We start from the raw sequence: 18,990 nt of genomic DNA on the forward strand, positions 1-18,990 counted from the left end.
GCCATGCACGAAGGCACGACCATCGCCGTCGTCGAGGACGATCCCGACATCCGTACGCTGCTCGCCGACTACCTGGAGGGCGAGGGCTTTCGCGTCGTCGCGCTCGACGGCGGCGCCAGCCTCGACCGGCTCCTGGCCTCCGGCACGCTCCCGGACCTGATCGTCCTCGACTGGATGCTGCCCGGCGAGGACGGGCTCTCGATCTGCCGGCGCCTGCGCGACGCGAACGGGCCGCCGGTGGTGATGCTCACTGCCAAGGACGAGGATATCGACCGGGTGCTCGGCCTGGAGATGGGCGCCGACGACTACGTCTCGAAGCCCTTCAATCCGCGGGTGCTGCTCGCCCGCATTCGCGCCGTCCTGCGCCGGGCCAACGGCGGAGGCTCTGCCGCCGAGCCCGGACCGGAAACGCTGAGCGTAGCCGACCTCGTCATCAACCTCGCCGCCCGCACCGTCACCACCGGAGCGCCGGCCACCGAGGTACCCCTCACCAGCGCCGAGTACGACCTGCTGCACTGCTTCGTCACGCGCCCGCAACGGGTGCTCTCGCGCGACCAGCTCCTCGACTGGACACGCGGGCGGACCGCCGACGCCTTCGATCGCACCATCGACGTCCAGGTCAGCCGCCTGCGGCACAGGCTCGACGCCGCCGGCAGCAGCGCCGCCGGCCTCCTCAAGACCGTGCGCAACGCGGGATATATCCTGGCGGCAGCGGTGAAGCCCGGAAGCCCGTGATGAGCCGCGTCGGCCTGCTCGGCCGGATCATGCTGCTTCTCCTGGGGGCGCTGTCGCTGCTCGTCCTCGCCACCGTGGGCGTCGACCGCTGGCAGCGGGGCCAGGAGATCTCGCCCTACAAGACGCCGTTTCCCCGCGTGGACCAGGCGGCGGGAATCATCTCGCTCCTGTCGGAGGCCGATCCGGCACAGCGGCCGGCGATCCTGAAGGCCGTGAGCGGCGAGGCGCTCGCCGTGGACATCGTCGACACGCCGCCCGACGAAACCACGCTGATCCGCGAGCCGCGTCTTGAGGCACGCCTGCGCCGCCTGACCAGCGAGCCGGCCAGCCAGGTCTCCGCGTTCACCCGCCCCGACATGCTGCGCCACGGCGTCAATGCGGCCGACGTGGCCCGGGCGGATGTCACGCGGCCCCAGGGTGGCCTGGCCCTGGCCAGCGCCCGGTTGCCGGACGGCCGGACCGTCGTCATCACGACGATCCGGAACCATCGCTCGCTGATGCCCTGGCTGCTGGGTCAGCCGCTCAGCCTGTGGGTCGCGGCCCTCGGCGTGGCGGTGGCGGGCCTCGTCCTGGTCGGCGCCCGCCACGAACTTGCCCCGCTGCGGCGCCTCACGGATGCGGTCTCCCGCTTCGACGGCCACGTACCGGAGCGGGTGAGTGCTCCGCGCGGCGCCCCGGAGATCCGGCGTCTCGCGCGCGCGGTCCAGCACATGCAGGAGCGGATCGCCGGCCTCATGGCCGAGCGCTCGCTGCTGATCGGCGCAATCTCACACGACCTCAAGACCTACCTGACACGCCTGCGCCTGCGGGCCGAAGGGGTCGGCGAGGCGGTCGTGCGCGACCGGATCGTGTCTGATCTCGACGCCATGACCGACCTGATCGAGACGTCCCTCGGCTTCGCCCGCGGCACCGCCGTCCAGGCCACCCGGTCGGCGGTGGATCTCGCCGACCTCGTGGCCGTCGAGGTCGCCGAGCACGCCGCGCAGGGCGCCAACATCCGCATGACCGGCGAGGAGGTGCGGGACGCCACGGTGGCGGGGGATGCCGTCGCCCTGCGCCGGGTCGTCGCCAACCTCATCGGGAACGCCGTCAAGTTCGGTCGGACCTCGGTGGCGGTCGCGGTGCAGCGTGTTGGAGCGGTCTGCCAGATCGTCGTCGAGGATGACGGACCGGGGATCCCGGAGGCGGAGCGGTCGGCGGTGTTCAGCCCCTACTACCGGGTCGAGCGGTCCCGGAACCGCCAGACCGGCGGTACGGGCCTGGGCCTCGCGATCAGCCGGCAGATCGCCGAGGCGCATGGCGGCTCCGTGGTCGCCGAGGCGGGTGCGCGGGGCGGGGCGCGGCTCGTCCTGACGCTGCCGAGCCTGGCCTGACGGCTCGGGCGCACGCAACTCATCGTTACGGAACGTTACGATCCGGCGCCTGCCCGTCACACCCGGGCACAGCGCGCGGGCGAACCTCTGCTCACACGTCGCGGCTTCACGGGCCGGGGCAATTCTGAGGGCCCGACACCCCCTCACACGAGCAGAAGGAACTCATCGATGCTGAAGATATTCGCCCCGGCCGCGCTGCTCGCCGCGCTCGCGGTCCCGGCCTCGGCCCTGCCGCAAGTCCAGGACGCGGTGTCCGATGGACCGGGCGACGCGCAGATCATCCAGGTCTACGGCGGCTGCGGTCCCTACGCCCATCGTGGCCCCTACGGCGGCTGCCGCCCGGGCGGTCAGTGGGGCGGCTATGTCCGGGGCGTCTCCTGTCCGGCCGGCTTCCACATCGGGCCTTACGGCCGCCGCTGCTGGCCGAACTGAGCTCGATCCCGAGTCCGCTTCCCGTCCGGCAAGGGCCGGACATCCTTGGAGGAGATCATGATTCGCACGCTTGCCCTTCCCGTCGCGCTCGCGGCGGGCGTTCTGATGGCCGGCACGAGCGCCGAGGCGCGCGACGGGTGCGGCCCCGGCTTTCACCGCAATTTCTATGGATGGTGCCGGCCGAACGGCTTCTATCGTCCGTACGTGTTCGTCCCGGCCTACCGCCGGTTCGGCTACCGGTGGCATTACGGCTACCGTCACGGCTGGCACCGCGGCTTCGCGTGGCACCGCGGCTATCGCTGGAGCGGATTCCGCCACGTGGGTTGGCACGGTGGATGGCATCGGGGTTGGCACGGCGGCTGGCACCGCCGCTGGTGAAACCGCGCTGCCCGCCCGACGGCAGGAACCGCCCTATGGCAGGACCAAGCCCGACACCGCATAGGTCAGGGCGGCGACGAGGCCCGCGGCCGGCATCGTGATCACCCAGGCGACCACGATGCTCTGCGCCACGTTCCAGCGGACAGCGGAGACCCGGCGGGCCGCCCCGACCCCGACGATCGCCCCGGTGATCGTGTGGGTGGTGGAGACCGGGATGCCGAGGGCCGTCGCGGCGAACAGCGTGACGGCCCCGCCCGTCTCGGCGCAGAAGCCCTGCATGGGCGACAGGCGCGTGATCTTCGATCCCATCGTGTGGACGATGCGCCAGCCGCCCAGCAGAGTGCCGGCCGCCATGGCGGTCTGACAGGACAGGACTACCCACAGGGGGACATGGAAGCTGCCACTCTCACCGTGCGCGTAGAGCAGGGCCGCGATGATGCCCATGGTCTTCTGGGCATCGTTGCCGCCGTGGCCGAGGGAGTAGAGCGAGGCCGAGACGAACTGCATCCCCCGGAACAGGCGGTCCACCGCGTAGGGCGTCGAGCGGACGAAGATCCACGACACCGCCAGCATCAGCAGCAGGCCGAGGGCGAAGCCCAGGGCCGGCGACAGCACGATGGCGGCGCTGGTGGCGATGACGCCGTGCCAGACGATGACGCTCATCCCCGCCTTGGCGATCCCGGCGCCCAGCAGGCCGCCGATGAGGGCGTGCGAGCTCGAGGAGGGGATCCCGGCGTACCACGTGATCAGGTTCCACGAGATGGCGCCGCCGAGCGCGCCCAGGATCACCCGGTCGTCGACCGCACCGACGTCGATGATGCCGGCGCCCACCGTGCCGGCCACGTGCAGGCCGAAGACCAGGAACGCCACGAAGTTGAAGAACGCCGCCCAGAATACCGCGTAGCGCGGCGCCAAGACGCGGGTCGACACGATGGTGGCGATGGAGTTCGCCGCATCGTGCAGCCCGTTCAGAAAGTCGAAGACCAGCGCCAGGGCGATGAGGATGACGAGGAACGTCACGCGTGCGGCCCGCGGCTCAGACGTGCTCGACCACGATGCTGCTGATCTGGTTCGCCACGTCCTCGAAGCGGTCCATGACTTTCTCCAGGTGATCGTAGAGCTCGGACCCGACCAGGAAGGCCATGGGATCCCGGCCTGACGCCTTGAACAGGGTCTTCAGTCCGGCGTTATGCAGATCGTCCGCGCGGCCTTCCAGCTCGATGACGCGCTCGGTCAGGGTGTTCAGCGCGGCGGCGTTCTCGCCGAGCGAGCGCAGCTTCGGCAGCGCCTCGGCTGTGACCTGCGCGGCCTCCTGGATCACGGCCCCCATCTCGCGCATCGCGGGCTCGAAGGCCGTCACTTCGAAGAGCTGCACCGCTTTGGCGGTCTTGAGCATCTGGTCGATGGCATCGTCCAGGGAGCCGACCAGCGCCTGAATGTCGCCGCGGTCGAAGGGGGTGATGAAGGTCCGGCGCACCGCGAGGAGCGCGTCCCGCGTGATGGCGTCGGCTTCGTCCTCGCGCGCCGCGATGACCGCACACGCCGCCGGGACATCCTGCGTGCCGTCCAGCAGCGTCCTCAATGCCGCCGCGCCGTCGACAAGGGTGGCGGCGTGACGCTCGAAGAGGTCGAAGAACCGATCCTCCTTCGGCATCAGGGCGCGGAACCAAGCCAGCATGTCGTGTCCGGGTCCAGAAATCGAGGTGACGCCGGCAGGCCGGCTTCCGGCAGGCACAACGGACCAAGGGCCCGGACCGATCCCGACGCGCCTGTTTCGACGGGACTCAGGCCGTCGCGGCGGACCGGCGGCTCACCGCAGGGGCAACAGGCCGAGACGCCGCGCGATGGGGACCGACCGACGCCAGCGGCGTTTGCGTCCGAAGACTCGGCGCGGATCCGGAAGCCGCGTTCCCGCGGCTACCCTGCGGACGACAGGTGCCTGTCGGCTGGCTCCGATCGCCACCAGAGCCGCCGCACTGATCAGCGCGACGAGTGCCGGGCCCAGGAACCAGCTCTCGAACATCGGCAACTCCCGGCCCGGAAAGACATCACACGTCGAAAACCGGCGACGATTGCGGCCAAATCTGGACAACGCCTAAGCTTCCCCCGGAACTCCAATAATGGGGCGATCTGAGCTGTGGACATCCGCGCGGACGGCGGTGCGGCGCCCGGCCGCCCTGCTTCCACGACGCGTCGCGCGAGCGTCGGGACTCGCCGGACTCAGGACGGCGCGCCCGGCTGCGCAGCGGGTGTGCGATGCCGCACCGGACCCGCTGGAGAGCCGTCGCGTGTGGGCGGCGTCACGCATTCCCGCCGTGTTTCTGGTCTTTTCAGGCGGCGTTGATGCAGCTGCGCACGGCGCAAGCCGGTCGTCTCCGGGATGACCGAGGCGGCCTCGCAGCGGTGAGGTTAAGGATTCATTTACCCTCCAGGTGTCCCATCCGGGTTCACGGAGGCGGGAAGGGGAAGCGATGTCGAGTGAGACCAAGACGCCGCCTCAGGAGCCAATCCTGGAACTGTGGCGCATTGTGGCGCTCGCGCTGATCGTGGCGGCTGGCATGCTCTTCGTCCACCTGATCGTCCCCAACGAGGCCGACGCGTCCGCCGATCCGGTCGTGGCGACCGCAACCGCCGGCAATCCCGGTCTTCGCTAGAGCAGGACATAGCGGACCGCACGATCGGGACATGCGATCGCGGCCGCCGTCACCGATGCCGGTCGGGCGCGCCGGTCACTTCACCGCGGCCTGATCCAATGCGGACGCGGCCGCCTTCAGATCGCGGCGCGCCTGCGCGATCGCCGTCGCCTTCTCGTCGCCCTGCGCATTCAGTGCTTCCAGGAAGGCCGTCCAGTCCGCGCGGGCGCTGTCCGGGATCTCTCCGTCGAGCCGTTTCCGAAGCTGGGCCACCCGCGCGTCCGCGGTCGCGGCGGCCGGTGCGACCACATCGGCGTCGTAGACGCCGACCCCACAGGTCTGGCCACCAGCCTTGGTGTAGTACGTGGTCTTTGGCTCCTCCACCGTGCTGCCGGGCTTGGGAAACAGGTAGCGGATCACCGAAATCTGGCCCGGCACGGCGGACCCCATCATCGTCCGGATGAAATAGTTGCCGGTCCTGTCGTGCAGGTCCCGCACGTCGTGTCCCCTGAGGATCGGGTTCGGGTGGGCGCTCATCACGCCGTCGGGCCCGACACAGAACACGTAGGTGTCGGCGGTCCGAAATCCGCGCGCGCCGTCAGTGAAGTCGCGAAGCGCCTGCGCCTTGTCGGCCTTCAGGGCCCGCTCGACCCGGCCGAGCATCCAGGAAGCGAGTCCGTTCGGGCTCGGATCGTCGCAGGAAGTCGGCGCCTCGCCGTCACCGCACGCCAGAGCCGGCGAGATCGGTGACATCGCGAGGACCAGCACGGCCGCGAGCATCGAAGCTTTCAGGGTCATCGGCCCCTCTCGAATGCAGAACATTCGCCGAATCGGGACCATCAGAAACTGCACTTGCCCGATTGGCAAGCGCTGAAGACAGTTTTCGCCAGATCTTCAGCGGCATCCGCACCGCCGAATCGCTACTGCAGCGGCAGCGGAATCGCTTCGACGCCCACTTCGCCGATCCCACGGGCCGCCAGGGCGGCCCGCAACGGGGCGTTGAGACAGCTACCCGCGGTAAACGCGCCGAGCGCCGAGCCGTGCCGACCGGCCTCGCGCGGAAGTGGCCCAATCAGCTGCACGACGCGCCGGGCGATCGCCGGTGCCGGATCGATCCAGGTCACCGGCCACGGAGCCAGGGCTTCAAGGCGCGGCAGCAGAAGGGGGTAGTGCGTGCAGGCGAGGCAGACCACGTCGGTGCGCCGCCCATCCGGTTCGGTCACGAAGCAGGGGGCGATCTCGGCCGCCAGGGCGGCATCGTCCACGGGTGCGCCGGCGAGTTCGGCCTCCGCGTAACCCGCGAGGTTCTGCGAGCCGACCCGGGTCACCGTGCAGGCGCCCGCGTAGGTGGCAATGAGATCCTGCGTGTAGGAGCGTGCCACCGTCCCGGGCGTGGCCAGGAGCGAGACGACCCGCGAGCGCGTCGCCGCCGCCGCAGGCTTGATCGGCGGCACGACGCCGACGAAGGGCGTGGTGAAGCGCTGACGCAGGGCCGGAAGGACGAGGGTCGAGGCAGTGTTGCAGGCGATGACCACGAGGTCCGGCCTGTGCGTCGCGACCAGACGCTCCATCACGGCGAGGACGCGGGCGACGAGGGTGGCCTCGCCGAGGCGGCCATACGGGAAGGCCGCATCGTCACCGACATAGACGTAGCGGGCATCCGGACGGGCGCGGCGCACAGCCTCGAGGACGGTGAGTCCGCCGAGGCCGGAATCGAACACCAGGATGGTCGGCTCGGCTGCGACATGCAGCGCGGCGGCGGAGTGGCTGGCCCCGGCCATCAGATCGATCCGCATGAGAACCCCGGACTCCACGAAGAGCGGCCCAAAATCTCGACGGCGAGGGTTAAGGTGGCCTCACTGCGGCGAGAGAAAGACGCGCCATCCCCAACAGTTCCGGTTAACCGACGCGGCGCCGGCGCGAAGATGACGCCGGACGGGTCGGGGGAGCGGCTGACCCGACGGAGGTTGTCGAAGCTCAAGCAGGACATATCTTCTGCGCACCAACCCTGGACAGGGAAATGCTTCCGGGCTGGGGCCGAAAACAGGGATGAATCTCATGGCAGCGACGGCCGCACTGCGCCCGGAGGAAGGGTGCGAGCAGGAGGCGACAGCCTTCCCGCCCCCCGCGGTGTCGGCCCGCCCGATCGACCGGACTGCCTGGATCGCCGCCTTCCGACAGGTGCGCGGCGAGACCGAGCGCCGCGCTGCACCGCTTTCCGCGGAGGACCAGCAGGTCCAGTCCATGGCCGATGCGAGCCCGACCAAGTGGCACCGGGCGCATGTGACGTGGTTCTTCGAGCAATTCCTGCTCCGCGAGCATCTGCCAGGCTACGCGATCTACGACGAGCGGCTGCACTACCTGTTCAACTCGTACTATGTGGCCGCCGGCCCGCGGCAACCGCGCATCCAGCGGGGCCTGATCACGCGCCCGACCATGGCGGAGGTCACCGCCTACCGCGCGCATGTGGACCGGGCGGTGGAGACCCTGCTCGGTCAGGCGTCCGACGGGGCGCTGGAGGCGGTGCTGCCGATCCTGGAGATCGGGCTCTACCACGAGCAGCAGCACCAAGAACTTCTCCTCACCGATATCCTGCACGCCTTCGCGCAGAACCCGCTGAATCCCGCCTACGATCCCGCGTGGCGTTTCCCGGCACCGGAGGCTCTCTCCGGCCAGCGTCGCCTCGACCGGGCCATCGCGTGGATCGGGCACGACGGGGAGGGCTTCTCGTTCGACAACGAGTCGCCACGCCACGAGGCTCTCATCCCGGCCGGACGGATCGACCGGGCGCTGGTGACCAACCGGCAGTGGCTCGCCTTCATGGAGGACGGCGGCTATGCCAAGGCCGAGTTGTGGCTGTCCGACGGCTGGTATGCCGGCCCCGGCGAGGGCTGGGAGGCGCCCGGCTACTGGCGCCGGTCCGACGGCGGCTGGGCGACCATGACGCTGGGCGGCCTGCGCCCCGTGGACCTTGACGCTCCGGTCACGCATGTCAGCTACTACGAGGCCGATGCGTTTGCCCGCTGGTCGGGACGCTTCCTGCCGACTGAGTTCGAGTGGGAGGTCGCGGCCCGGGACGGCCAGTTGCCCGACGCCTTCGGACTCGTGTGGCAATGGACCCGCAGCGCCTACCTGCCGTATCCCGGCTACCGGCCGCTGCCGGGGGCCCTCGGCGAGTACAACGGCAAGTTCATGGCCAACCAGTTCGTGCTGCGCGGCTCGTCGGTCGCGACGCCCGCGGGCCATGCCCGGCTGCCCTACCGCAACTTTTTCTATCCGCACCAGCGCTGGCAGTTCACGGGCCTGCGTCTGGCCGACGCCGCCTGACGCGCCCCCGGAGGCCTCCTTGACCATCAAGCCCGCATTCCCCGACGCGACCCCGATCGCGCTGGAAACGGCCGAACTCGCCTTCCTGGCCGATGTCCGGGAGGGCCTGTCCCGGCCGCAGAAGGCGCTCTCGCCCAAGTACTTCTACGACACCGCCGGCTCGGACCTGTTCGAGGCCATAACCCGCCTGCCGGAATACTACCCGACCCGCACCGAGATCGGCATCCTGGACCGGATCGGTCCGGAGATCGCGGCGCTGCTGCCGGCTCAGGCGGCCCTGGTGGAATTCGGCAGCGGCTCGACCGTGAAGCTCCGCTGCCTGCTCCGGCACCTCGACACGCTCGCCGCCTATGTTCCGGTGGACGTCTCCGGCGAGTTCCTGCGCGCGCAGGCGGACGTTCTCAGCGCCGACTTCCCGCACCTGCGCGTGGAGCCGGTGGCGGCGGATTTCACCCGGGACTTCGTGCTGCCGGAGAGCCTGGACGGACTGCCGCGGGCGGGCTTCTTCCCGGGCTCGACGATCGGCAACTTCGAGCCGTCCGAGGCCGAGGACTTGTTGCGCCGCTTCGGCCGGATCCTGGGGCAGGGCGCCCACATGATCGTGGGCGTCGACCTCGTGAAGGACTCTGCGACCCTTGAGACGGCCTACGACGATGCCGCGGGTGTGACGGCGGCGTTCAATCGCAACCTCCTGACCCGGATCAACCGGGAACTCGCCGGGCGCTTCAACCTCGATGCCTTCGCTCACCGCGCCGTGTTCAACCCGCAGGCATCGCGGATCGAGATGCATCTCGTCGCCCGGGATGCGCAGGCGGTGCGCGTCGGTTCCGACACCTTCACCTTCGCGGCGGGCGAGACGATCCACACGGAGAGCAGCTACAAATATACGCCGACGACCTTCCGGGAATTGGCGGAACGGGCCGGCTGGACATGGCTTACGGTGTGGACTGATCCGGACGCGCTGTTCTCGGTCCACGCCCTGCGGCTGGACTGAGGAGCGCCGGCGACCGGGGGGCCGCCATAGAGGACGCGTCGATGCGTTTCAGGCCCCCATGGTTCTTTCTCGTCGCGCCGACGCTCGGGGCCCTGGCCGGCCTGATGTACGGAGCGATCTTCGAGGTCGGCCCGCTCACGGGCGCGGCGATCCGTGGCGCCATCATCGGCACGCCGATCATGCTCTACGAGCGCCGTCTCCTGCTCCCGCGCCTGCGGGAGCGGATCCGAGGCCTCGCGACGCCGCTGTTCCTGCTCGCCACCGTGGCGATCTACATCGCGATGATCGTCATCGGCAACGCAATCGCCAGCACCGTCCTGAACCGCCTGTTCCGCTTCATGTACAGCGAGCGCAACGCGATGCTGATGACGGATACGGGTCTGCTCTACGCGCTCGGCATCTCGGCCATCGTGGTTTTCGTCTTCCGCGTCCGCGACCTGATCGGACCGGGCGTGTTCGCCAACCTGCTGATCGGCCGCTACCACCGGCCGATCAGCGAGGAGCGCATCTTCCTCTTCCTCGACGTCACCGGCTCGACCCGCTTCGCCGACCGGTACGGCGACCGCGCTGCCCAGGCCTATCTCGGGCAGGTCTTCAACGCCCTGGCCCTACCGGTCTCCCGCACGCGCGGCTCCATCGACGACTATATCGGCGACCTCGCGCTGGTGACCTGGACGATGGAGCGGGGCCTGCGCGACGCGGCGTGCCTGCGCTGCGTCTTCGATTTCGCCGCGCGGCTCAACGCCGAGGCGGAGAGTTGGCGCAGCCGCTTCGGGCAGGTGCCGGAATTCCGCGCCGCGCTCCATTGCGGCCCGGTCGTCACCGCCGAGATCGGACTGGAACGCCACAAGATCGCGTATTTCGGCGACGTCGTGAACACCACGGCACGGTTGGAGACGCTGTCCAAGTCGCTGGGCGTCCACGTCCTCGTCTCGGCCGATCTCCTCGACCGGATCGGACAGCTGCCGGACGACCTCGAGGCGGAGGATCTCGGCGCCCATACCCTGCGCGGGCGGGAGGAAGCCCTGGTGGTGGCCGCGGTTCGGCATCGGGCGCCCGTTCCGGTTCCGGCGGCAGCGCCGCGCCGGGCGGCCGTGACGGGCTGATCAGGCGCCCAGCACCTTCAGCACGTCGCGGGCGGCCCGGCCCCCGTCGAGGGTCGCGCCGCCGACCGTCATGGCGCCGCCGCCGGCCAGCGCCTCCCCGGCGAAGAACACCCGTCCGCCCACTGGTTCGCGCAGCCGGTCGCGGGCGTCGGCGTGGCCCGGCACGACGATCGAGTAGGACCCGCGGGCCTGCGGATCCGTCCACCAGCCGGCGAGCCGACCGGCCAGCACGACGCCCCGGGCTTTGTCGCCCAGGATCGCGCCGAGTCGTTCGGTGGCGAGTGCCACCGCCGCAGCTTCTCCGGCGCGGCAGAGGTCGCGGGCGAGATCGCCGCCGAGATTGGCGACTGCCAGCGGGCGGCCGAACGGAGCCATCTCGAGGTAGAGGGTCGGTCCGCCGGCCGCGACCGAGACCGCGTCGCCCAGGGCCGCCGGGTCGATCTTCGCTGGGTCGAGGCTAAGTCCGATCTTCGTGTAGGCACCCATGCGCAGCCCATCCAGCGCAGCCCGCGCGGAGTTCGGGAGGCCCGGCGTGAACCGGATCGCGCCCTCCCTCAGGACGCCGACCGGGACCGTGACGATGACGGCCGCCGCCGTCAGGGTGCCGCGCGCCGTCTCGACCCGCACATCCCGCCCGGACCAGTCGATCGCCCGGACGGCGCAGCCGAGGCTTGCCGGCACGTCGGAGAAGTGCCGCGCGACGAGGTCGCCGTAGCCGTCGACCCACAGGTCGCTGCCGGACCAGAGGCGATCGTAATCGACCGCCGAGACGCGCTCCGGATCTTCGCCCAGCGACAGCCGGCTCAAGCCCGCGGCGGCCTGCTCAGCGTCGGGGCCGCCGGCGCGGGCCGCCTCCGCCAGCGACGGGTCGCCCTTGCCCTTCGGGTCCAGCAGGGCGTCGAGGCCGGAGAAGCCGGCGCGCCGCTTGGCCTTCTCGGCGTCGGTGGCCGGCCGCCCGTCGATCGTGAGGCTGCGCGCCCAGCCGTCCTCGCGGGCAAAGCGGACCGCTGCCTGCCGGGCGATCGGCGCCCAAGGATTGTGCTCGGCCCAGTGAATATACTCGGCGCCCGCATCGAAGGGGCAGTCGGGACCGAGCGCCTTGTCGGTGAAGGCGCGGCCGCCGATCCGGTCCCGAGCCTCGACCAGCGTGAAGTTTTGTCCGGCCGCCCGCAGGGCGGAGGCTGCCGCGAGGCCGGCCGCACCGGCGCCGATGATCACCACCGGGCCGCCGCGCGCAGCCGCGCGCAGGGCCGGGGCCGCCAGCACCGCAGATGCGAGGATCGAGCGTCGGGTCGGTCTCAGTCGAGCCGGGTTCATGGCGCCTCCGCCCGGACAGGTCCCGGAGCCCGCGGACCACGGTAAACGACGGGACAACCTCGGACCGGCTGTCCCGCTCACACCTTCGTCCTGAGATGCCGCGCGATCGGAGTTCGCGGGGTCTCGACGGAGCCGTCCGGGGAGCGCGCGGCCCGGCCCCTCGTTGAAGGCGGCTATGCCCCGTCTCAGAATGAGGGCGTGGGTCGGAGGGGCCACGTCAGACAGGGCTGAGGGCGCCTTTCGAGACGATCCTCTAGCCGCGCCCGGCCGGGTTGCTCGAACGCTTCTCCATCATCGCCTTGACCTGCATCAGCTGGTCCCAGACCTGTCCCGGCGACGTCCCGAAGAAGCTGAAGCCCGCGTTGACGCCCCAGTAGACGCCGAAACAGATCAGCGGCACCAGAAACCAGGAGAGGACCTCCTCGCCGCGCTTGCGCCGACGGCGGCGCTTGCGGCGCTCCTCGCGCCAGGTCGGCTTTTTCGGGGGCGCCGGCTGCGCGACGGGGGACAGGGGTCCCTCGTGCAAGTTGTCAGTCATCGGGCGCCTCCTCGCCGCGGCGCATTCGCGTCGCGGCGGTCATAGACCGGCGGATCCTGGTCCGGAAGGCCGCCGGCCGGCGTGCACACCATTAGGCGCGCACGAGTGGCACCTTCGGCACGGTCTTGACGCCGCCGGAGCCGCCCCCGCCCTTGTTGTCCTTCGGCGTCTTCTTCCGTGACGCGGTGCGGGGCTTGGTGCGCTTGTGGCGCTTGGCGGCGTTGGTCACATCCTTCTCGGGCTTGGGCGTGACCGGACCGGCCGGAAAGTCGAAGCCCAGGCTGTCCTTGGCGCCGGCCTTGGCCTCGGCGTCCTCCGGCTTGCGCACCACCACGCGAACCGCGCCGCCGTCCTTCAGCTTGCCGAACAGCACCTCGTCGGCGAGCGGAGTCTTGATGGTCGACTGGATCAGCCGGGCCATCGGGCGCGCGCCCATCGCGTCATCGTAGCCGTGCTCCACCAGCCAGTCCCGTGCCTCGTCCGAGAGCTCGATGGTGACGTTGCGATCGGCGAGCTGCGCCTCGAGCTGGAGGACGAACTTGTCGACCACCTTGGCGACCACATCCTTCGGCAGGTGCCCGAACGAGATGATCGCGTCGAGACGGTTGCGGAATTCCGGCGCGAACAGCTTGTTGATCGCCTCTACGTCGTCGCCCGTGCGCTTCGATTGGGTGAAGCCGTAGGCCGACTTGGCCAGGTCCGAGGCGCCCGCATTGGTGGTCATGATGATGATGACGTTGCGGAAATCGACCTGCTTGCCGTTGTGATCGGTCAGCTTCCCGTGGTCCATCACCTGCAGCAGGATGTTGAACAGGTCCGGATGCGCCTTCTCGATCTCGTCGAGGAGGAGCACGCAGTGCGGGTGCTGGTCGATCCCGTCGGTGAGCAGGCCGCCCTGGTCGAAACCCACGTAGCCGGGGGGCGCGCCGATCAGGCGGCTCACCGTGTGGCGCTCCATGTATTCCGACATGTCGAAGCGCAGCATCTCGACGCCGAGCGAGGCGGCGAGCTGCTTGGCGGCCTCGGTCTTGCCGACGCCGGTCGGGCCCGCGAACAGGTACGAGCCGATCGGCTTGTCCGGGTCGCGCAGGCCGGCGCGGGCCAGCTTGATCGCCGAGGTCAGGGCCTCGATCGCGTTCGGCTGGCCGTAGACCACGCGCTTCAGGTTCTCGGTCAGGTGCTGGAGCACCACCGCGTCGTCCTTGGAGACGGTCTTCGGCGGGATCCGGGCCATCGTGGCGATGGTCGCCTCGATCTCCTTGATGCCGATGGTGCGCTTGCGGCGCGCCTCGGGCACCAGCATCTGCGAGGCGCCGGTCTCGTCGATCACGTCGATCGCCTTGTCGGGCAGCTTGCGGTCGTTGATGTAGCGCGCCGACAGCTCCACCGCGGCCTTCACGGCCTCGGTCGTGTACTTGAGCTTGTGGAACTCCTCGAAATACGGACGCAGGCCCTTCACGATCTCGATCGTATCGGGGATCGACGGCTCGTTGACGTCGATCTTCTGGAACCGGCGCACCAGGGCCCGGTCCTTCTCGAAGTACTGGCGGTACTCCTTGTAGGTGGTCGAGCCGATGCAGCGCAGCGTGCCGGAGGCCAAAGCAGGCTTGAGAAGGTTCGACGCGTCCATGGCGCCGCCCGAGGTCGCACCGGCGCCGATCACCGTGTGGATCTCGTCGATGAACATGATGGCGTTCGGGTGCGCCTCGATCTCCTTCATCACCTGCTTCAGGCGCTCCTCGAAGTCGCCCCGGTAGCGGGTGCCGGCGAGCAGCGTGCCCATGTCGAGCGAGAAGACCGTCGCGTCGGCCAGAACCTCCGGCACCTCGTGCTGGATGATCTTGCGCGCCAGCCCTTCCGCGATCGCGGTCTTGCCGACGCCGGGATCGCCGACCAGAAGCGGGTTGTTCTTCTGCCGGCGGCAGAGCACCTGGATGGTGCGCTGGACCTCGGTCTCGCGGCCGATCAGCGGGTCGATCTTGCCGTCGCGCGCCTTCTTGTTGAGGTTGACACAGTAGGCGTCGAGTGCGTCGCCCTTCTTCTTGGCGCCGCCGCGGGGATCGCCCTCGTCGCTCGGCCGCTCGGAGGCGCCTTCGTCCTCGGCGCCGCGCACCGGCTTCGACTCGGAGGCGCCGGGCCGCTTGGCGATGCCGTGGCTGATGTAGTTGACCGCGTCGTAGCGGGTCATGTCCTGCTCCTGCAGGAAGTAGGCGGCGTGGCTCTCGCGCTCGGCGAAGATCGCCACCAGCACGTTCGCCCCCGTCACCTCCTCGCGACCCGAGGACTGGACATGGATCACGGCGCGCTGAATCACGCGCTGGAACCCGGCCGTGGGCTTGGCGTCCTGCCGGCCGTCGCCGGTGAGGTTGGAGAGTTCGGTGTCGACGTAGTCGACGAGGCTGCGCTTGAGCGTGTCGATCTCGACGTTGCAGGCGCGCATGACCGCGGCCGCGTCCTGGTCGTCCACGAGGGCGAGCAGGAGATGCTCCAGCGTCGCGTATTCGTGACGGCGCTCCCCGGCGAGCGCCAGAGCGCGGTGGAGGGCTTGTTCTAGGCTGCGTGAGAAGCTTGGCAAAGCTGGCCTCTGTGTGGGTGCCTACCGCGAGCGGCGCCTATTTCTTTTCCATAACGCACTGGAGAGGATGTTGGTGTTTGCGCGCGAAGTCCATGACCTGCGTCACCTTGGTCTCCGCCACCTCGTAGGTGAAGACCCCGCACTCTCCGACCCCGTTCTGATGCACGTGCATCATGATGTGATAGGCGTCCTCGTGGCTCTTGTTGAAGAACCGCTCGACCACCAGCACCACGAACTCCATCGGCGTGTAGTCGTCGTTGAGGAGGAGCACCCGGTAGAGACTCGGCCGCTTGGTGCGGGGCTTCGTGCGGGTGATGATCGCGGTGTTGGACCGGTCGTCGCCTCCCGGGGCGCGCGAGCCGGACGCCGTGATCGCGCTGCGCGCCGGCCGGAGAACCCTCGTCGAAATCGCGGTGCCCTGCATGGGGACCTGTATCATGTGCGTCGAACCGATCCCTCGATTGGAGCGGGCGTCGCCGACCCTAGCGGGCGAACCTGCCCTGGCCCTGCCGGGGGCAGGGCTCAGCTCCACCGTCATTAATCTACAGACGGTGAGCCGACTTCGCCAGACGCCTGTGCGCGTTTGTCCGCCCCGCGAAGCTTGCGTCCGGCGCAGGTCCGCCGACGCCCAGGTCAGGGTCGGTCGCCGCGCGACGCCACCGGATTCATGAGATCACCGGCCAGTGTCGCCACGAGGCTGTTGGCCGCCGTCGCGCGCGCAGTGAAACGCTCGCCGGCGCGGCTCAGATAGGCCGTCTGCACCGCGAGGACCTCGGCGGGGTTGCGAGCCGCAGCGAGGCGCTGCGCCGTAGCGGCCAGGTCGTCGAGCCCCTGCCTGGCGGAATCGAGCCACTCGATGCCGAGCGTCTGAGCCGTCCGGGTCGCGTGACCGAGTCGACGCAGCGCCAAGCGCGTCCCGGCGGAGGGCGGGAATGCGGGGAAGGCGCGATCGTTCGACATGGGCCAACCTCCAGGCCGCCGCCGGCCCTGAAGGCCATACTCGACCGGCACGGCCAGCGAATGCGGATCTGCGCCGACTTTGTGCGCCGCGTCAGCGAGCGTCAAGCCGGCGCGCCCGGGCGCCGATAAGTGGCCTCCCAAGCGCAAGGATCCGGTATTCGAAGCGTCGGCATTAACGGGCCTGTAACTGCGCTTGCCTAACTCTCCGATGATGCAGCGGGGCCACGCGATCAAGGCGGGCTCACGCAGGGGACACGACCGGCGAGCGCCGGTTTCGCGAGGCAATCAGGCGTGATGCGTAGCGTAGTAGGCCGCTCCCGGACCATCCCCGCGCTGCCGGCCGCCCTCGCGGCCGCGGCGGTCCTGACGGCTCTCGCCTCGCCGGCGGAAGCCAGGCGCGGGCGGCATCACCATCACGTGCGCGCCGGCGGCGGCTACAACCCGCCCTACGCCGCCATGGTCGTCGACGTGAAGAGCGGCAAGACCCTGCACGCGGTGAACGAGGACGCCCTGCGCCACCCGGCCTCGATCACCAAGGTCATGACGCTCTACATGCTGTTCGAGCAGATGGAGCGCGGGAAGTTCGCCCTCGATTCCGACCTGACCATTTCGGCCCACGCCGCCGCGCAGGCACCCTCGAAGCTGGGTCTGCGCCCGGGTCAGACCATCTCGGTCGAGGACGCCATCAAGGCGATCGTGACGAAATCGGCCAACGACGTGGCCTGCGCCATCGGCGAGAACATCGCCGGCTCCGAGGAGCGCTTCGCCGAGATGATGACCGCGAAGGCCCGCGCGCTCGGCATGAGCCGGACGCACTACGCCAACGCTTCGGGCCTGCCCGATCCTGACCAGATCACCACAGCCCGCGATCTGACCGTGCTGGCCCGGGCGATCCAGGACCGGTTCCCGCACTACTACCGCTACTTCCAGACCCGCTCCTTCGCCTTCCGCGGCCGAGTGATCGGCAACCACAACCACCTGCTGGGCAACGTCCAGGGCGTGGACGGGATCAAGACCGGCTACACCCGCGATTCCGGCTTCAACCTGATGACCGCCGCGAAGTCCGAGGGCCGCCAGATCGTGGCGATCGTGCTCGGCGGCAAGTCGGGCGCGAGCCGCGACCGGATCATGGCCGACCTCGTCCGCTCCAGCCTGCCGCGGGCCTATGCCGGCACGCGGATCTCGGCGCCCGTCACCGAGGTGGCCGAGCGCGCCCGCCCGGCGGTGGTCGCCGACGCGGTCTCACGGACCCGCACGCAGGTCGCGTCCGCCGACGACGAGGATGTCGAGACCACCGGCACCACGGGCGAACCCCTCGATCTCGCGCCGTCCAAGACGACGACGCCGGGCGGCACCTGGAAGCCCGGCCCGCAGGGCATCCCGAAGGCCGCGCAGGCCTATGCCGGCGCCGGCAGCGCCCAGGCCCCGTTCCCGGGCGCGACCAAGTCGGCCGCCCGCGTGGCCTCGGTCGAACGCGACGAGCCGCCGAAGGCCGTCTCCGGCGCGCGCGTCATACCCACCGCCTGGGTGATCCAGCTCGGCGCCATGGACGACGAGGGCAAGGCCCGCTCGATGCTCTCGGAGGCACGCGCCAAGGTCGGCAGCACCCTCTCGAAGGCGGCCCCCTACACGGTGAAGGTCGAGCACGGCGGCACGACGCTGTTTCGCGCCCGCTTCTCGGGCTTCGCCGAGCAGGATTCCGCCCAGGAGGCCTGCTCGGCCCTGAAGCGCAGCGGCTTCAGCTGCTTCGCGACCCGGAGCTGAGCACCTCACGATGGTGCGACGCGCAGGCGCGTCGAAACGGTGATCCCGCGGGGTGTCCGCCCGCGGTCCAGCATCTGTAGATCTCTGACAACGCGCGTGGAGTTTAGCGATGTCGGTTCAGAAGCCTGTCCCGGGCCGCGTTGACGCGCGCCGCCCGCTCGGCGCTTCCCCCCTGGTCGGGGTGGGCGCTCTTCATGAGAGACCGGTGGGCCGACCGGATCTGCTCAGCGGTCGCCCCGCGCTGAAGCCCCAGGATCTGGTACGCCTCCTCCTGCGTCATCGTCCCTGGGTTCGGCGGGCGGCGCGGCCGCGGGTCTCGATCGCGCTCAGCGTCTACACGCCAGCCGGGCGCCCGGCGGTCGAGATACGGCTCTAGCAGGGCCGCCCCGGCGGCGTCGCGCTGGCGGCAGAGCCGCAGCAGGTCGATCACCGCCTCCGCCGGCATGGCATCGAGCCGCGCGCCGGCGTCCGGCCCGGCCAAGACCCGGCCCGTGTACAGGCTGCCGTCCGGGTTCAGTTGCGCCTCCAGCAGCGCCGTCCGGACGCGATTTTCCGGCTGTCGCCCTCCGAAGGGGCGCTTCAGGAGGCGCGCGAGGCGCGCGGTCATCGATGCCTGCCCCTCGATCAGCCAGATCCCGCTGAGCCCGAGGAGCGCCGCGAGGACGAGGTTGCCGCGGAACAGGAGGAAACCGGCTGCCAGGAGCGCGAAGGCGCCGAAGGCCGGCCAGCGGACGGGCCCGAGCACGGCGCCGGCACCCTGACCGAGGGCGCGCTTGAGCCGTCGGCCGAGGCCGCCGCTGTTCTTCGACAGCCACCACAGCGTCAGGCAGGCGAGCAGGCCGGCAAACAGCGCCATCG

At 70.0% G+C, this 18,990-nt stretch carries 19 protein-coding genes; 9 read left to right on the top strand and 10 right to left on the bottom strand.

Features of this window, described 5'->3' with window-relative positions; genetic code table 11:
- Positions 1-3: 3 nt before the first annotated feature.
- From ACLBX9_RS20210 to ACLBX9_RS20225, 4 genes are all read left to right on the top strand, one after another.
- The gene (locus tag ACLBX9_RS20210; protein ID WP_447720208.1) at positions 4-735 is read left to right on the top strand and encodes a response regulator; all 732 of its coding nucleotides are present in this window, start codon (positions 4-6) and stop codon (positions 733-735) included.
- On the top strand, positions 735-2,108 hold the full coding sequence (locus ACLBX9_RS20215; protein WP_447720209.1) for a sensor histidine kinase: 1,374 nt from the start codon (positions 735-737) through the stop codon (positions 2,106-2,108). The genes ACLBX9_RS20210 and ACLBX9_RS20215 overlap by 1 nt, the downstream gene beginning before the upstream one ends.
- Positions 2,109-2,276: 168 nt before the next feature.
- Positions 2,277-2,540, top strand: a complete 264-nt coding sequence (locus ACLBX9_RS20220) for a GCG_CRPN prefix-to-repeats domain-containing protein (RefSeq protein ID WP_447720210.1) — start codon at positions 2,277-2,279, stop codon at positions 2,538-2,540.
- A gap of 57 nt (positions 2,541-2,597) precedes the next feature.
- Positions 2,598-2,918: a GCG_CRPN prefix-to-repeats domain-containing protein gene (locus ACLBX9_RS20225; protein ID WP_447720211.1), complete on the top strand. Its 321-nt coding sequence runs from the start codon at positions 2,598-2,600 to the stop codon at positions 2,916-2,918.
- Positions 2,919-2,951: 33 nt separating this feature from the next.
- Here ACLBX9_RS20225 and ACLBX9_RS20230 read toward each other — a convergent pair whose 3' ends face one another.
- Together ACLBX9_RS20230 and ACLBX9_RS20235 are read right to left on the bottom strand one after the other, a co-directional pair.
- A complete protein-coding gene (locus ACLBX9_RS20230) occupies positions 2,952-3,938 on the bottom strand; it encodes an anion permease (protein WP_447720212.1) in 987 nt (328 codons plus the stop codon).
- Between the two features lie 16 nt (positions 3,939-3,954).
- On the bottom strand, positions 3,955-4,596 hold the full coding sequence (locus ACLBX9_RS20235; protein WP_010685871.1) for a DUF47 domain-containing protein: 642 nt from the start codon (positions 4,594-4,596) through the stop codon (positions 3,955-3,957).
- A gap of 793 nt (positions 4,597-5,389) precedes the next feature.
- On the opposite strand from ACLBX9_RS20235, the gene ACLBX9_RS20240 reads away from it, so the two are divergent.
- Positions 5,390-5,572 carry a hypothetical protein gene (locus ACLBX9_RS20240; RefSeq protein WP_447720213.1) on the top strand — a complete coding sequence of 61 codons (183 nt, stop codon included), beginning with the start codon at positions 5,390-5,392 and terminating at the stop codon, positions 5,570-5,572.
- Between the two features lie 75 nt (positions 5,573-5,647).
- Here the strand turns inward: ACLBX9_RS20240 and ACLBX9_RS20245 are convergent, their stop codons facing one another.
- A complete protein-coding gene (locus tag ACLBX9_RS20245; RefSeq protein WP_010685868.1) occupies positions 5,648-6,349 on the bottom strand; it encodes a cache domain-containing protein in 702 nt (233 codons plus the stop codon).
- A 122-nt stretch (positions 6,350-6,471) separates the two neighbouring features.
- Positions 6,472-7,347: a glutamate racemase gene (gene murI / locus ACLBX9_RS20250; protein ID WP_447720214.1), complete on the bottom strand. Its 876-nt coding sequence runs from the start codon at positions 7,345-7,347 to the stop codon at positions 6,472-6,474.
- A 262-nt stretch (positions 7,348-7,609) separates the two neighbouring features.
- On the opposite strand from murI, the gene egtB reads away from it, so the two are divergent.
- The 3 genes from egtB to ACLBX9_RS20265 are packed head-to-tail and all read left to right on the top strand — an operon-like array spanning position 7,610 to position 10,978.
- On the top strand, positions 7,610-8,878 hold the full coding sequence (egtB, locus tag ACLBX9_RS20255; RefSeq protein WP_447720215.1) for an ergothioneine biosynthesis protein EgtB: 1,269 nt from the start codon (positions 7,610-7,612) through the stop codon (positions 8,876-8,878).
- A gap of 19 nt (positions 8,879-8,897) precedes the next feature.
- On the top strand, positions 8,898-9,872 hold the full coding sequence (egtD, locus tag ACLBX9_RS20260) for an L-histidine N(alpha)-methyltransferase (RefSeq protein ID WP_010685865.1): 975 nt from the start codon (positions 8,898-8,900) through the stop codon (positions 9,870-9,872).
- 41 nt (positions 9,873-9,913) lie between these two features.
- Positions 9,914-10,978: an adenylate/guanylate cyclase domain-containing protein gene (locus ACLBX9_RS20265; RefSeq protein WP_447720216.1), complete on the top strand. Its 1,065-nt coding sequence runs from the start codon at positions 9,914-9,916 to the stop codon at positions 10,976-10,978.
- Here ACLBX9_RS20265 and ACLBX9_RS20270 read toward each other — a convergent pair whose 3' ends face one another.
- From ACLBX9_RS20270 to ACLBX9_RS20290, 5 genes are all read right to left on the bottom strand, one after another.
- Positions 10,979-12,295 carry a flavin monoamine oxidase family protein gene (locus ACLBX9_RS20270; protein WP_447720217.1) on the bottom strand — a complete coding sequence of 439 codons (1,317 nt, stop codon included), beginning with the start codon at positions 12,293-12,295 and terminating at the stop codon, positions 10,979-10,981.
- Positions 12,296-12,548: 253 nt separating this feature from the next.
- A complete protein-coding gene (locus tag ACLBX9_RS20275) occupies positions 12,549-12,833 on the bottom strand; it encodes a hypothetical protein (protein WP_010685862.1) in 285 nt (94 codons plus the stop codon).
- 91 nt (positions 12,834-12,924) lie between these two features.
- Positions 12,925-15,408 (bottom strand): ATP-dependent Clp protease ATP-binding subunit ClpA, encoded by a 2,484-nt coding sequence (gene clpA, locus ACLBX9_RS20280; RefSeq protein WP_010685861.1) that lies wholly within the window; start codon positions 15,406-15,408, stop codon positions 12,925-12,927.
- 37 nt (positions 15,409-15,445) lie between these two features.
- Positions 15,446-15,832 (bottom strand): ATP-dependent Clp protease adapter ClpS, encoded by a 387-nt coding sequence (clpS, locus tag ACLBX9_RS20285; protein ID WP_010685860.1) that lies wholly within the window; start codon positions 15,830-15,832, stop codon positions 15,446-15,448.
- Between the two features lie 209 nt (positions 15,833-16,041).
- On the bottom strand, positions 16,042-16,368 hold the full coding sequence (locus ACLBX9_RS20290; RefSeq protein WP_010685859.1) for a phasin family protein: 327 nt from the start codon (positions 16,366-16,368) through the stop codon (positions 16,042-16,044).
- A 294-nt stretch (positions 16,369-16,662) separates the two neighbouring features.
- On the opposite strand from ACLBX9_RS20290, the gene ACLBX9_RS20295 reads away from it, so the two are divergent.
- On the top strand, positions 16,663-18,132 hold the full coding sequence (locus tag ACLBX9_RS20295) for a serine hydrolase (protein WP_447720218.1): 1,470 nt from the start codon (positions 16,663-16,665) through the stop codon (positions 18,130-18,132).
- 103 nt (positions 18,133-18,235) lie between these two features.
- On the opposite strand, the gene ACLBX9_RS20300 is transcribed toward ACLBX9_RS20295, so the two are convergent.
- Positions 18,236-18,988: a DnaJ domain-containing protein gene (locus ACLBX9_RS20300; protein ID WP_447720219.1), complete on the bottom strand. Its 753-nt coding sequence runs from the start codon at positions 18,986-18,988 to the stop codon at positions 18,236-18,238.
- Positions 18,989-18,990: the final 2 nt, after the last annotated feature.

It is taken from the genome of Methylobacterium sp. A49B (assembly GCF_053346215.1).

Coding starts and splice junctions, on each gene's coding strand:
- ACLBX9_RS20225 (WP_447720211.1), top strand. CDS start 2,598: ATGATTCGCACGCTTGCCCTTCCCGTCGCGCTCGCGGCGGGCGTTCTG.
- ACLBX9_RS20300 (WP_447720219.1), bottom strand. CDS start 18,988: ATGGCGCTGTTTGCCGGCCTGCTCGCCTGCCTGACGCTGTGGTGGCTG.
- ACLBX9_RS20270 (WP_447720217.1), bottom strand. CDS start 12,295: ATGAACCCGGCTCGACTGAGACCGACCCGACGCTCGATCCTCGCATCT.
- murI (WP_447720214.1), bottom strand. CDS start 7,347: ATGCGGATCGATCTGATGGCCGGGGCCAGCCACTCCGCCGCCGCGCTG.
- ACLBX9_RS20275 (WP_010685862.1), bottom strand. CDS start 12,833: ATGACTGACAACTTGCACGAGGGACCCCTGTCCCCCGTCGCGCAGCCG.
- ACLBX9_RS20235 (WP_010685871.1), bottom strand. CDS start 4,596: ATGCTGGCTTGGTTCCGCGCCCTGATGCCGAAGGAGGATCGGTTCTTC.
- ACLBX9_RS20245 (WP_010685868.1), bottom strand. CDS start 6,349: ATGACCCTGAAAGCTTCGATGCTCGCGGCCGTGCTGGTCCTCGCGATG.
- ACLBX9_RS20240 (WP_447720213.1), top strand. CDS start 5,390: ATGTCGAGTGAGACCAAGACGCCGCCTCAGGAGCCAATCCTGGAACTG.
- ACLBX9_RS20220 (WP_447720210.1), top strand. CDS start 2,277: ATGCTGAAGATATTCGCCCCGGCCGCGCTGCTCGCCGCGCTCGCGGTC.
- ACLBX9_RS20295 (WP_447720218.1), top strand. CDS start 16,663: ATGCGTAGCGTAGTAGGCCGCTCCCGGACCATCCCCGCGCTGCCGGCC.
- egtB (WP_447720215.1), top strand. CDS start 7,610: ATGGCAGCGACGGCCGCACTGCGCCCGGAGGAAGGGTGCGAGCAGGAG.
- ACLBX9_RS20210 (WP_447720208.1), top strand. CDS start 4: ATGCACGAAGGCACGACCATCGCCGTCGTCGAGGACGATCCCGACATC.
- ACLBX9_RS20265 (WP_447720216.1), top strand. CDS start 9,914: ATGCGTTTCAGGCCCCCATGGTTCTTTCTCGTCGCGCCGACGCTCGGG.
- ACLBX9_RS20290 (WP_010685859.1), bottom strand. CDS start 16,368: ATGTCGAACGATCGCGCCTTCCCCGCATTCCCGCCCTCCGCCGGGACG.
- clpS (WP_010685860.1), bottom strand. CDS start 15,832: ATGCAGGGCACCGCGATTTCGACGAGGGTTCTCCGGCCGGCGCGCAGC.
- ACLBX9_RS20215 (WP_447720209.1), top strand. CDS start 735: ATGAGCCGCGTCGGCCTGCTCGGCCGGATCATGCTGCTTCTCCTGGGG.